At 56.9% G+C, this 15593-nt stretch carries 1 protein-coding gene; it reads left to right on the top strand.

Annotated features, from left to right (window positions below):
- Positions 1 to 492: 492 nt before the first annotated feature.
- Entirely contained in the window at positions 493 to 15525 is a 15033-nt protein-coding gene (locus tag AC1RO0_RS28865; protein WP_498595979.1) for an SDR family NAD(P)-dependent oxidoreductase, read from the top strand.
- The last annotated feature ends 68 nt before the right edge of the window (positions 15526 to 15593 follow it).

The following is a 15593-nucleotide window of genomic DNA, read 5'->3' as shown; positions in this document are numbered from 1 at the left end:
CTGTGAAACGTACCCAAGAATGGTCCCGCCGGAGAGACAGAGGCTCTCAGCCGCGTCGGCAAGGTGCGTCAATTATCGGAATGGCATTTTTACTAGATGGCACCATTGCGCTATCTAGTGGAGCTGACCTTGCCCCCAAGTTTTATCCAGTTTTGAGTTCGCTCCGGCGGTTTAAACAATCCCACTTTGCCACACACTGGGGTCGTCGCGGGCGTCTACACCATCAACGCCCGTCTAATGCCAACGCTGTCATGCTCTAGAAATTTTCCCAGATGCTAGACGATATTAAAGCGGCAAAAATGAACCTACAAATTTGTGGCTCTAAACCTTCTTGGGGCTGACTGCATTGAGGTAGCGCGAGCTGCGCCACTTCGGAATAGAAGCCGCAAGCGGATGTTTCTGATCGCGAATGTGAGCTTGGATAAGATTCGCGATGAATCAGGCGCATCAGTGCGCTGATATAGACGCTGGTCATTGATGAAAGATCATTTCATGACGACAACATCATTCTTCGGAGAAAATGCAAACTCTGTCGCCCGTGTTCATACATTTACGAACTCTGATGTTTCTGCGTTTGCGGGTCTTAGCAAGGATTTTAACCCTCTGCACATGGATCGAAACTACGCCAGACATTCGCCTTTTGGAGGGTGCATCGTCCATGGCGCGATTGCGGTCTTGGCGGCTTTGGAGAAAACCGGAATTTCTGAACCCGTGCGCGTCAGGGAACTATCGGTTAGCTTCAAGAACCCGATTTTCTGTGACCAGAAATATACCTATGAGCTGGACCGGGACGGTAAAGATAGCTGCATCGTCTCCTTGCGGGATGGTGCGACCGTGCTCATGCAGTTGAGTATGTCATGGGGGCTGCTGACGCAATCTGCCGCGTTTGAGCTTGCCGAGGTCATGATGCCGCCTGAAAGCGAAAGCGATGAAACACCGCGCGAAGCCTGCGACTATGCGGAAGATGCTTTACTCGCGGGCATTGAGCTTAGTGGGACCTATTCGCCGAAAGGCCTGCAAGACCATTATCCGATTGCATATCGGATTTTCGGAAGGGCGGCCCTGGAGGTGGTTTCGCTTTGCAGCTTCCTTGTGGGGATGAAGCTCCCCGGGAAAAGAGCGCTATTCTCATCCATGCAGCTGACGTTCGAGGGGCGCGGGACCAACGGTGACTTGGCTTATGCCCATAAGACGCAATTCTACAATCCAGGATACGGATTGCTGGAAACCGAGCTCAGCGTGTACTCGGCGCAGTCCGTTGTTGCACACGGCCAGCTGACATCCTTTGTCCGAAAAGAGTTTGATGACAGGCCCGTTGCCAATTACCTTGCTAAGATACCCAGCGGAGAACGGGGGCTTCTGGCCGGCAAGGTCGCGCTTGTCACTGGTGGTGCGCGCGGTCTTGGTGCCTCCATGGTCAAGAGCCTTGCAGCACTTGGCTGCCATGTCTACCTGAATTTCCTGAGTAGCGAAGCACAGGCTCGGGCAATTGCGGAGGACCTTGAAGGCAATGGCTTGCCGGTAACTCTGTGCCAGGGAGATGCCAGCAATACTGATTGGTGTAACGGTCTGAAGGCCGAACTGCTGGAGAAGCATGGGCGGCTGGACATTCTCGTTTGCAATGCCTGCCAGCCCCCCTTGCGCACGGAAGAGGAGGAGTCCACCGCTTCCCGTCGAGCCGAATACGTCGCTTACAATCGCGCGATGGCAGAGGCTCCGATCGCGACGTTTTCCGATCTGCTTGAATCAAGCAGCGGAGTGTGTGCTGCCATCTCGTCGACCATGGTCGACAGCAAGCCCAAGGGTTTTTCTCATTATGTCGAGCTGAAGCAGCAGGTCGAGGCAATGCTTGCGAAACTTGCCGAGGACCATCCGTCCATCAGAACCCTCATTGCCAGGCCGGCAAACCTGCTCACGGAAATGAGCAACACTCCCGCCCGGATCTTCAATGCCATTTCTCCCGACGATGTTGCCATGCAGGTCGTCAATGCGCTGGTGACGACGACGGATCGTACGAAGCTGATAACGGAGTTTGGCACGGGCAAAGCCAAGAGCACCGCGCCGGCTATCATGTTAACCGGAAGCTTTACCCTGGATCCCATTGTCGAGGAATTCAAGGAGTGGCTGGACTTCTTGCCTCGTGACTACGTGGTTCAACAGACCGGCTACAGCCAGATCATGCCTGATCTGCTTAACCCCGTCAGCCTGCTGAATACGGATGCTGGCACCGTCAATATCGTTTTCATGCGTATCGGCGATTGGGTCCATGAGCGCAAAGACTACTGGGGTCCGGCTGGCCTTAATCTCTCCAAGGCAGAAGATTTTATCCGGCAAGTCGCAGGGGAATTTGCGACCGCGCTCGGTGAGTTTTGCCGGCGAAGCCGCGCCTGGCAATTGCTGGTGGTTTGCCCGGAGCCCGGCCTCGATCCGGAGGATCGTCGCGGCGCCGCCCTTATCGAGGAAATACAGGCGCAGCTGCTGGCGCTCGATAAGGATACTCCAAATCTGACCACGGTGATCGCTCGCGACCATCATGCCGTCTATGACATCGATAGCCATCTGATTGGCGACGCATCGCGGGACCGGATCGCGCATATTCCCTTTGTTCAGGACTATTATCGGTTCCTAGCGCTGCTCTGCGTCAGGACGCTGAATGCGAAGATACAGAAACCTTACAAAGTTGTCGTTCTCGACTGCGACAATACCCTGTGGAAGGGGGTTTGCGGTGAGGAGGACGACGTCAATAATCTGATTATCGATTACGAATTTTCGGAATTCCAGCGGTCGATGAAAGGCTTGCTGGAGAAGGGCTACATCCTCTGCCTGTGCAGCAAGAACAGAGAGGAGGATGTCTGGAAGGTATTCGACCAGCATCCGGGCATGGTGCTGAGACGGGAAGACATTGCTGCTTCGAAGATCAACTGGCAGCCGAAGTCGGAAAACATCCAGGCATTGGCAGACGAGCTCAATCTTGGCCTGAACAGCTTTGTGTTTTTTGACGACAATCCGATGGAGTGCGCGGAAGTGCGCGCCGGCTGCCCGGACGTTGTCACGATCTGCCTGACCGAGAGCAATCTTCGCTTCTCGCGCTGGGCGCGATTGTTGTGGGCGTTCGATCAGCTGACCCATACGAGCGAGGATAGCTCCCGAACGCAGATGTACAGGGAGCAGTCCCAGCGGGAGCAATTCAAGAAATCGGCGGTATCGTTCAGGGAGTTCCTGGAGGGGCTGGGTCTAGAGGTTGCGATCAACCCGCTGACGGCCGATCTGGTGGACCGGGCGTCACAAATGACGTTGCGCACCAATCAGTTCAACAATACGACGATCCGCAGGGATCAATCCGAAATTGCCTCTCTTTCAGAGAGCGAGGGGTTGCGTCCGCTGGTCATCCAAGTCACCGATCGTTTCGGCGACTACGGAACCGTGGGCCTCGTAACATATCGGCTCGAAGAGAATTGCCTTTTCGTCGAGTCCTTCCTTTTGAGTTGCCGCGTGCTCGGGCGTGCCGTCGAGGATCGGATCCTTCAACGGCTCCTGGCGATTGCCGAAGACGCGCGGCTGGACGAGCTTCACATCGGCTTCGTTTCCTCCAAGAAGAACACGCCCTTCCTGCAATTCCTGGACAAGCTTTCGCCTGCGAAAATCCTACCCGGCAATGGCACCTCGAAGGGGATAAGCCGTTATGTCTACGACCGGCGCTCACTCCAGCTGCTGCTCGACAATCAGGTCTATATGGAAGAGAAGACGGTCGCCAAGGAGGCACCGAAGGCACCGTTCGTGCTGGCGACGGATGATGCGCAATTCGACGTGGACTATGTAAGAATTGCCGAACAATCGAGCGTTGCCTTCGGCGATCTTGAAGACTCTTCGAGGAAAACGCCGGCAGCGAAGGCTGCAGGGCGAGAGCGAAGTGCCGATGCGCGGAACGGCAACTACCAAGGCCGTCCGACAGAGCTTGTGCTGATGGTCAAGACCTTGTTCGCCAAAGCCTTGGCGATCAGTCCCGACCAGATTTCCGAGTATGAAGAGCTTGAGAAATATGGTCTGGAGTCGATCGATATCGTCAATATTACGGTCGCGATCAGCAAGATCGTTCCCAGCCTGTCTCCCACTTTCTTGTTTGAACATCGCACTCTGCACAGCATCGTGCAGAGCCTGCAACGGGACTACGGTCTCGCCGTGCTCTCGGGTCTGCCGGTTGACGCCCTGGTGTCCGAAGCGCCGGATTCGCAACGGAACATCACCGTGCCGTCCTCAATATCGAGAGACGATGTTGCGCTAGATGAAGACATTGCGATTATCGGTCTGCACGGAAACTATCCCGGCGCCGAGAGCATGGATGATCTTTGGCGGATATTGCGAGTGGGAGAGTGCCGGATCGCTCCATTGCCGGAGGCCCGGCGACAGCTTATGGAACGATCCTTCCCGGGGATTTCGTCATCGCTGCGCGGGAGCATGGATCACGCAGGCTACATTGACGATATTGACCGGTTTGACGCGGAAATTTTCGGCATCACCCCGAAAGAAGCAGAGCTGATGGACCCACAGCAGCGTCTGTTCCTGCAAGTGGTGTGGGGGCTCCTCGAGGATGCCGGCTATACAAAGCAGACGTTGGACAGATCGACCGGCGTGTTCGTCGGCGTGCTTTCCAATGACTACGCGATGTATGCCAATCTGCATGCGCTGCAGCATGCCGAACAATATCGTCATACCGACTATTATCAGATCGCCAATCGCGTTTCCTATCACTTCGACCTGCATGGGCCGAGCATTGCGGTTGATGCCGCCTGTGCCTCTTCAGGCACTGCGTTTCACCTCGCTTGCCAGGCAATCCGTGCGGGCAATTGCAACACCGCCATCGTCGGCGGCGTGAACCTCATCCTGCATCCGAGCCGCCTGATACAGTACACGCAGACGGGGATGCTCTCGATCAACGGGCGTTGCCAGCCATTTGGGCACGGGGCTGATGGCACTTTGCTGGGCGAGGGAGTCGGCGCCGTTCTGCTGAAACCGCTGTCGCAGGCACGGCTGGACGGAGACAACATCTATGCCGTCATCAAGTCCTCCTGGATCAATAGCGGCGGCAAGACCAACGGCTTCACCGTCCCCAACCCCATTGCACAAGCCGAGCTAATCCAGCAGGCGCTGCAAGAGGCGGATTTGTCCATCCAAAGCATTGCCTATGTCGAAGCGCATGGCACCGGAACCTCCTTGGGGGATCCCATCGAGGTCAGTGCTCTCAGTCGTGCGTTTCGTAGTCTGGGCGACGGCGGTTCTCGAAAGATCGGTTCGATCAAGGCAAATATCGGCCATACGGAATCCAATGCCTTCATCGCGGGTCTGAGCAAGATATTGCTGCAGTTCAAGCACAGGCAGTGGGCGCCGACGCTGACCTCTGACGAGGCCAACAAGGCAATAGATTTTTCCACCGCGGGATTTGAAGTCCAGCGTGTGCTCAGCGATTGGGACGTCCAACCTGCCGGTGCCGGGTTACCGGAAGTCGCGCCCCCAGTTGCCGCCTGCATCAGCAATTTCGGTGCGGGTGGATCCAACGTGCACGTGGTCTTGCAGGAGTTCCGCCAGGAAAAAGTCGCCGCTCGGGATGGCGGAAGCATCGCACGCTACTTGGTGCCACTTTCTGCTAACAAGCAGGAACAATTGCCTTTGATGTGCCGACGCTTGCACGACATTCTGAAGGGAAGCGATCTTACTGCCACGGACCTTGCCTCGATTGCCTACACGCTGCAGATCGGTCGGCAGTCTATGGACCATCGGGTGATCTTTGTCGTCAGCGACATGGACGAGCTGCTGAAGGCGCTGGAGGAATTCAGTTCCGGTGTTGGCGAAAGTCCTGTCTGGCTCAGCGGCAGGACCGCCGCTCGGGATACATTGGGCAGCTACCTCGACCAGCAGGGGGATATGCAGGAACTGCTGAAGAAATGGGTGGGCGAGCAGGATTACCATCGCATTGCCCGCTTGTGGCTGCATGGTTTCAGCATGCCTTGGGCGGAGTTGTACGCAGACGCTCCTCCGTCCAAAATCAGCCTGCCGACCTATCCGTTCAGGGGGCGGTCACACTGGCTTGAGCATGCCTATATCCCGCGGCAGGCTGGTTTCGGGCAGTCGCCGATCGCTGCCATCCCTCAATCGGGTGAAGAAGAAAATCCCGTAAATGATGTGGCGAACTTCTTCGAGCCCGTTTGGATCGAGACGGATATCGCCAAGTCTTCCTCAATGCCTTGTCTCTTCGAGGATCGCCGCATTGTTTTCTGTGGTCTTGATGATGAGCAGCGGGCCAAGCTGGAAGGCGAGCTGAGAAACTCCGAGGTGACCCACTGCTTTCTGCCTCACACAGGGGAGGGTGCCTTTGCAGATGGTGCGGTTGCCCTGTTCATCTACATACAGGATCTCCTGAAGAGTGGTCTGCGCAAGAGCATGTTGTTGCAGGTGGCGGTGGTATACGGTGATCAGCATGAGTCCTGGACAGGTCTCGCAGCTCTGCTGAAGACGGCGACGCAAGAGAACCCGCTACTGTCCGGCCAGTTTGTCGAGCTAGACGCGGAGCACGAGGCAAAGAATTGGCTCGCTTTGCTTCAGGACGAAATGCAGCATGGGAAAGACGTGGTCGTACGTTACCGCCCTAAACGGCAGGTGCGGACCTGGCGGGCTTTACCGCTGCCGCCACAGCCACCGTCGTTTTCAAATGTGCGAAAATCCGATGGTCCGCGGAACTATCTGATTACCGGCGGTTCGGGAGCACTGGCCCTGGTCTGCGCCAAGTGGGTCGGCATGATCGATGACAGCGCGACGATATTTCTGCTTGCGCGCAGCGATTATTCGAGCATTGCGGGCTCAGAGCGCGGTCGGGAAATTGAAAGCCTCAGGAAGCAGGGGCTGCAGATCGAATATCGTCAGGTTGACGTTTCCGACGGGCCGGCTCTAGCCAATTGTGTCGATGATATCCGCGCCATGCATGGCGACATAAGTGGTGTGATTCACTGCGCCGGGGTCATCCGGGATGCTTATCTCTTGCGCAAATCCCCGATCGAGTTTCGGGAGGTTCTGTCGGCCAAGGTCGCGGGAACGGTCAATCTCGACCACGCCACCCGGGACCAGCCTCTGGACTTCTTTGTCCTCTTTTCCTCGATCAGCGCGGTACTGGGCAATCCGGGCCAAGGGGATTATTCGGTGGCGAACGCGTTTATGGACGAGTTCGCCCATTATCGAAACCGACTGTCGCTCGACCAAAAACGTTCGGGGCGTAGCGTATCCATCAACTGGCCGTTGTGGAGCGAGGGCGGGATGGCGCTGGATCCTGAACTTGCGGGCATGCTGGAGCAACAGCACGGGCTCGCCTCCATCTCGAATGAACAGGGCAGGCAGATGCTGCATGGCATTCTCGCCTCGGCGAAACCTCAAGTGTTCGTGGGTACGGGTAGTAATGCGGCGGCCGCGAATACGCTGCGTGCGTCTGAGCGGCTTCGACCAGAACAAGGGGGTAACGAGACGCCATTGCCTGAAACGGGGGCCATAGGCGAGCTATTCGGGACAGGTGAGGAGAGGTCAAGCGCCAAGGACCTCTATCCTTATTTGAAGCAGATACTCAGCGATGTGACCAAACTGGATGTCGCTGACATCGATGAGCGCAAAGCCCTGCCGGATTTCGGTTTGGATTCGGTCATGATTGCCAAGCTGAACAAGGCCCTGGCCGAGGATTTCCGACAACTGCCACGGACGTTGTTCTACGAATATTCGACGCTGGAGGCGCTGGCTAGATATCTGGTCGGGCAGGTCCGCATACGGAAAGCTCCCGCAGAAAAGCTTGTGTCGGTCAATCGAGCGCCGGTTGGCAGGTCGATTTCGGCAAGTGGATATCGTTCGTCTGCGCTTACGCATCGGTCCGGTGAAGCCATATCCGAAGCGCTGACGGATGTGGCCAGACGTCGTCAACAATCGATCGCGATTGTCGGCATGGCCGGGCGTTATTCGAATGCTCAGTCACTGGATCTCTTCTGGCAGCAAATTCAGGCCGGGGCCAGCCAGATTGGCGAGATCCCCGTCCGGCGCTGGTACGGTGAAACAGAGCAAAGAAACATCCACGCAGGTTTGCAAGACAAGAAAGGGGCTTTCCTCGAAGGCTTTGCCCAATTCGATCCGTCATTTTTTCAAATCGCCCCGATAGACGCCTACTCCATCGATCCTCAGGAACGACAGGTTCTGATGACGTGCTGGGAGGCGCTCGAAAATAGTGGCTACACTCGCCAGCGCCTGAAGGAGCAGCACGGCCAGAGAGTTGCGGTATGCGTGGGAGCGACAAAAAGCGGCTTCAATTATTTCTCCGCCGAAGCGGGCGTTGCCGGTCAGGTCAATTCGACCTCGTTTTCCGGCATGGCCAATCGCGTGTCGTATTTCCTCGATGTCAAAGGCCCGAGCATCGCGTTTGACACGATGTGCACCTCCTCCATCACGGCGATCCACCATGCTTGCCAATACCTGCAGCATGGGGATTGCGAGCTGGCGATTGCCGCGGCCGTCAACCTCTATCTCCATCCTAACGATTACCTGGCCTTGCAGAAACTCGGGATGCTGAGTGGTGAGGCGCAGGTGCATTGTTTCGCCGCCGAAGGAACCGGTTTCATCCCCGGCGAAGGGGTGGGCGCGATCATCCTGAAACGGTTGGACGCGGCCATTGCCGATGGCGACAGAATAGAAGGGATAATTTCCGCGACCGCTCTAAGCCATAGCGGGCGGACACACGGCTATACGGCACCCAGTCTTGCCCAGCAGGAGCAGTTGATCCGCGAGGTCATCGAAAAGTCGGGCAATAATGTCGAGGATATCTCATATGTCGAGTCTGCCGCCAATGGCTCGAGCATGGGCGATGCGATCGAATGGGGTGCACTGAAAAACGTCTTTCGCTCCCGGCAGACGCCTGGTTTGATCGGCAGCGTCAAGCCAAACACCGGTCACCTTGAGGCTGCGGCCGGGATGGCGCAGTTGAGCAAGGTCGTGGCCCAGATGAAGCATCAGGCTCTGGCGCCGACCCTGATTGATGAGAGGCGCCTGGATCATGATTTATTGGCCGATAGCGGCCTGCAATTGGTCAACGACAGCCGTCCCTGGCCGAGTTCCGACAGTCCGCATAAGTGCCTTGTTACCGCTGCCGGCGCTGGCGGCACCTATGCGGCCATGGTGGTGGAGCAGGCGCCAAGCGACGCGGACCACGGAAAGGCAGCATGCGAACCGCTCGTCGCCATCACGCTCTCGGCCCGGACGGCAGATGCACTGAAATGCATTGCCGGGAATTTGTCCGATCACCTGGCAGCTCACTTCGAATATGGAATCGAAGACATCGCCTACACCCTGCATGTTGGGCGTGAGGCGATGAAGATCCGCACTGGGTTTGTGGTCGCGAGCCGGCAGGAACTCATGCGCAAGCTTCGAGCCATTGCTTTGGCCCGCTCGGCAGATGTTGCGAGCATGTTTATCGGCGGCGGCGACGCTGACGGTTCCGATGATCCCGGTGAAGCGGCTTTTTCGCCGGAGCGTTCCGGGCTTGAATCCGTTGTCCGCGAATGGGTGAAGGGCGGAGCGGTCAACTGGCTCGATCTCTACCCAAACAGGGGGCCTGATGAGCACCCCAGGCTGCTGGCTCTACCTGCCTATCCCTTTGACGACAGGGAGTACTGGCGGCACCCCGCTCCCGTGCAGGAAAACCCCCATCAAACCTCGTGCCATCCAGATACGGCTGTAGCAACTTCCGTTGGCATGGTGCCCGAAGTTGAGGCTATTTCCATGGACATGCATGATCAAGGCTCGCGTGAACCACATGCATCGGGGCTAGGCGAACGGACGCAGGGTCTCGTTACGCGGTCAACGATTGACCATCAGGTCAAGGATGCCGTCAGGGAGCTGCTGCATTTCCAGAAGACGGACGAGATCGACGACAACGCCACATTCTTCGAGTTGGGCATAGATTCCATTCGCATGGTGGATTTCGTGGACGGCATGGCAAAGAAGCTTGCTCTCAGTCTGGAAGAAACCGTGCTGTTCGACCATCCGACCGTAATGCAGTTCTGCCAGCATATCTATCGGCTGGTGAGTGGCCATCCTGTTGCCGTCATAGATGTTAGCGAAAAAGATCGCTTAGCAAGCCCGCCGATTCAACCCCATTCTGTCCCGCAGAAAGAGTCGGAAGTTTCCATTTGTCAGGAAGGGCTTGCAGAGATCACAAGGCGGCTGAAGGACACTGTAAAGGAGATCCTCCATTATCCGACTTCGGAGATCCTCGATGACGACGTTACGTTCTTCGAACTGGGCGTGGACTCGATCCGTATGGTGAGCTTCATTAATCAGCTTTCGGAAAGGCTGGAGCTGGAGCTGGAAGAAATGGTGCTTTTCGACCACCCCTCGATTATCGGTCTTGCCAAACACTTGGTCGAGGGCCTTGGAGCAGGGGGTGTCAGCAATACGGCAGATGTGAAATTGTCGGACAGCTCGCGGCCATCTCCACTCAGCAGTGCCGAGTTGCAGGAAAATGTACTGCGCCATGGGCGGGGAGCTTACGAGGAAATTGTGCCGCTTCAGTGCGAGGGAGATGGGCCGATCCTGTTTTGCCTCCACCCCGCCTCCGGTGATGTCGCGATGTTCAGCAAGTTGGTGACCGGCGTAGGAGCCAAGTGCCGTATTGTCGGGATCAAGGCCAGAGGCTTTCTGACGAAGAAGCCACTTTGTGACGATGCGGAAGAGATGGCGCGGTATTATGCCGAGATCATCCAGGCAGTGGATCCTGTCGGTCCCTATCACTTGATGGGCGCATCGATGGGAGGGGTGGCCGCTTACGCAGTTGCAAGAGTGCTGCAGCAAGCCGGCAAGCATGTGAAGTCGGTCTTCATGCTCGAAACACCCCTCATAACGCGGGAGAAGGATCAGGATATCTTCTCGCTGGACGAGGTGCAGAATTGGCTGACAAATGCCAATTTCCTGATGATCGCCATGCTTCATCTCGATCCGGCCTTTCGGCAACGCAAGAAGGCGGGCGAGGTGAAATGGGCGGATCTTGTCATCACCACGCCCGAGTTGACGGCAACCGATAGCGAAGACATCGACCTCGGCACGATCGAAGATCGTCTGGTCGAACGGATCGTCCATCGAGGGGTCCGGCAGTCGCCGGATATCCTGCGCCTGCGGCTGCGCTCCATGTCGGAAACGCACCGGAATAACCTGCGCTGCATGCGGGAATATCGCTGGCAGCCTCTGTCTCGGCCAGACGAGGTGGAGATCCTGATGTTCCGAACGGAATCCGCCAAGGCCACGTCCGACGAGGTCTATAATCCCAACTATCTTCATAAGCTGCAACTGGACCTCGGTTCGATGATCCCATTGCTGGACACCTGGACGGAGAAAATGCCCCAGGTAAAAACCGTGATTGCGGACGGCAAGGATCATTTTGAACTGTGCAATCACAGCATCGGTAGCGAGCAAGTCATCGGCCCAATACTGGCTTCCATGAATCGCCAAGCCAAATTGAAGCGGGATGTGCAAGAGGCACTGCCTGCAAAGATCTCGAAGGAGCGGGTCAGTTCGGGGGGAGCCGATTTCGCACCGGTAATCTCGATTGCCGAACCTGGCCCCGCCATCAGGTCAACCACTCCGGACGATGGCTTTAAGGTTGCCGTCATCGGCATGTCTGCTCGTTTCCCCGGTGCGGAAAACGTCGACGCGTTCTGGCGCGAATTGTCGGCCGGAAGGAGCCTACTGCAACCTTATCCCACCGACCGTTTCGTGGCACCGAACCCGGAGGACGAGGCGCCTGAATATGGCTGCTTGTTCGAACGGATCGACGGTTTCGACCATGCGTTCTTCCACATAAGTCCGAACGAAGCGCAACTGATGGAGCCCAGCGAGCGGCTGTTCCTGCAGGAAGCCTGGCGTGCGGTGGAAGATGCAGGCCTGGTGCCGGACAGGCTTGCGGGTTCCCATTGGGGCGTGTTTGCCGGCAGCGGCGGCGACTATAGTCTGCATGTACAAAATGTTCTTGGAATAGCGCCGCATGTGTCGCAGTCGACGCTTCCCGGGCGTGTTGCCTATCACCTCAATCTGAACGGCCCGACGGTTTCCATAGACGCCGGCTGCGCCTCCTCGTTGATGGCGGTCAAGCATGCCTGCGACAGCCTGAAACTCCGCCAATGCAACGTCGCGATCGCTGGTGGTGCGATGGTGTATTCCACCCGGAATCTGATCTCCACCAGCCACTACTATCGGCTGTTAAGTAAGGGAAGCCGGGTCAACGGTCTCGGCGCCGAGGCGCGCGGCATGTTGCCCGGGGAGGCCGTCGCTGCGGTCGTTCTCAAGTCTCTGAAGGAGGCGGTGCGAGATGACGATCGCATATATGCCGTCATTGACGCCTGGGGCAGCAATCATAACGGCCGGACGCAGGGTATCGCGGCACCCAGCGGGGCGGCGCAGGCCGAGTTGCTGTCGTCGACCTACCGGCAGTTCGGTATAGACGCCAATTCATTGGATTTCTTCGAGGCCAATGCCAGCGGATCACCGCTGGGCGATAAGGTCGAGTTGCAGGGATTGAAGAAAGTGTTCAATCAGCGCCCGGAGCGGAGCATTGCCCTGGGCACGGTCGAGAACAATGTCGGACACTCCTTTGCCGCATCCGGCATGGCTCATCTGCTGAAAACCATCCTGGCACTGCATCATGAAGTCATCCCCGCAACTCCAAATGTCGACCCCGACAACTCGATCTTGGGGAAGGAGCCGGGTCCCTTCTACATCAATAGCCAAGCACAGCCTTGGCCGCGGCGACCCGAAGTGCGCCGAGCCGGGGTAAGCTCCTACAGCGCCACCGGCATCAATACCCATCTCGTGATCTCGGACTGGTTACCACCACTGTCTTCTACGATCGATCAGGGATCGGCGGGACCGGTGCTCATGGCGATCTCGGCGCACACGCCTGAAGCTCTGTATCAGCGCTGCCACGATCTTCTCGCGTACTTGACCGGCAAGGCCGACAAGCCGCTCTCCCTCAGGCAGTTGTCGGCCAACCTGCTCTCGCGGCGCCATCATCAGCGCTACCGCTATGCCGTGTTGGCTCGCGACAAAGCACATTTCGCGGAGTTGCTCGAATGCATTCTTTCGCAAAAAGCGGATCCGAATATCCTTTGCAATATTGCCCCGGCAACAAGCGGGGGTGAGGCCGATGCACGAACGATCACGCTCGATGAATCGGATCGGTCGAGATTTCGGCAGGCGGCGCGAAAGGGTGCTGCCGATTGGCAGACAGTCCCCTTCGACCAGGCGGCACTGTGGTTCGTTCATGGGATCGAATTTGACGCGAGAGGCTTCTTCCGCGCCGAGGAACTCGTGCCGCTCTCGCTCCCCGGCTATCCGTTTACCGATACGCGCAGCTGGTTGCTCCCTGACGTGGCGGCTGCTTCCACCGAGCAGGCTTCCCCGACCGTTGAAGGACCGAGGGACTGGCTGTTGCAACAGGTCGCGAAGATCACTGGCAATCGTTGGCAAGAATTGCGCCTGGATACGGGCTGGAATGCGATGGGTTTCGACTCGTTAATGAGTATCCGATTTGTGTCGCTGATCAACGAGCAGACCGAAGCCAATGTCCAATTGGTGGACCTGCTCGATAGGGAGACACCGGGGGAATTGCTCGATTATCTGACTGAGTTGGAGGCGTTCTCCCGGCCAGAGCATGCATTGCAGAAATCAGAGGAAGCAACATCGCAGCTGCTGCCTTCTATACAATATCCTTGGTTCGAGAGCCGCTTGGGCAGTCTGCCGCGCACCATCGGTGTCACCAGCTTTGCCCTGGAGGCTTCGGCATCTGATCTGGATCAAGAGGAACGGCAGTATGTCATATCCGACGTGCTTGCCAGCGGCATCGCGATCTTCCGCGATATCGACAAGGTGGTGCTGATTGCTCCACAAACTGTCGATATCGATGACCAATTGGGATGGTCCTCAAAGGAAGTCCTGAACGCCAGCTTCAATTCCCTGATCCCCGGTCGCCTTTGGGTGCCGATTTCCCAGGAACAGGAACGGAATTTGTACATCACGGAAGAGATGAAGAGTACCGCCTGGAACGTCTTTCATATCTTCCGCTTGCAGGCTGTCGATGTCGACCTTCCGCGTCTCCAACATGCATTGACCCTGCTGGCAAGGCGGCAGGACCTGTTGCGGACGCGCTACTGCAAGTTTGGCGATGTCCATTCGCAATGCATTTCCGAGCTGGTTTGCGTGTCCCTGGATTATATATCCATGCCCGGTTCCGAGGCTTTCTATCAGTTCATCCAAGGTCAACGCTCCCATCAACTGCTGGAGGCGGACGGCAGCACTCCGATCAAAATGTGGCTGACCGAGACAGACGGAACTTTCTATCTTGGTCTGGTAGCCCACCATGCTCATGCAGACGCATTCACGTCCGGTCTGCTTTTCTCGCAACTGATGGAGATCTATCAGGCGCTCACGGAACAATCCGATACACAGGCAGATCCGGAGCGCGAACTGGAGCAATACTGGCTTTACGCACTGCAGCAGTACGACACTTCGGTCTTTGGCGCCAAGGAGCAAGAGGAATACTGGCGCGACAAGCTAGACGGCGTGGATGTGGCAATGCGGCTCCCCTATCGGGAGCACTCCGAAGCCGCGCCATCATCACGCAAGCTGGCGGCCAATCACATCAGTCCGGTTTCCAAGTCCCTCAACGACAGCATTGCAAATCTGAACAGGCAGCACGGAATTTCCTACACACAATTGTTCGCTGCCGTCATCGTCGTCATCCTTCAGAGGTTCCTCGGCAATCGCAGGCCGGTTCTTCAGGTCGTTCACAATCACAGGGATCGGGCTTCGCTCGCTGCGTGCCTGGGGGATTTCTCGAACATCGCCCTCATACCGTTCCAGCTGAAAGAACATCAGAGCGTGATCGAGTTCCTGAGCGACGTACGCAAGACATTGTTGGATGCCTTGCAGAATTCCAAGGTGCAATTCAAACAGCTGATGGAAATCGCCGGTCTCGATGGCTATCCGGAGTTTTGCGATATGCGCGGCGACATCATCCTGGACAGTGCCGACATAGACACCGCTAATGTGAATATCGCCGGCGAACATGGCGCCTCAGCCTATATGGACGCCGTGTTGGAGCAGCGCAAAATCCATTTTCTCGAGCAGTCTCTTGCCTCGATATTCTTTCAGTTCCTGAAGCTCGATGGCCGCCTGTACATCTTCCATTCCTACGATCAGGCGTCGTTCGAACATGAAACCATGCAGAAGTTTCTACATCTGATCGTGGACTTTGCCGATGCGATGCTGCGGGACCTGAACAGGCCGGTGTCCGATCTGGTCACGGAATTTGAACAGCGGGCCGCTGAGATCGCGCCTGATGTTAGCGAGCCCCCGGATAATTCCCAGATCACAGATGGGCGGCAGAGGGGCATTATCGATTTGCTGGAACGGCTCAATCGTGGCGACATCTCCATCGGTCAGCTGCACAGCTGGGTGTAGTGACCTGACGGAATCTCCCTCGATTACAGCTCCGGTGGAGTGACGTCGAGGAAAGCGTCGGCAGGCAG

The sequence above is a fragment of the Rhizobium sp. GW821-FHT14E12 genome, from assembly GCF_058803745.1.
The sequence above is the reverse complement of the archived record's forward strand: the minus strand, read 5'-3'. Positions and strand labels throughout refer to the sequence as shown.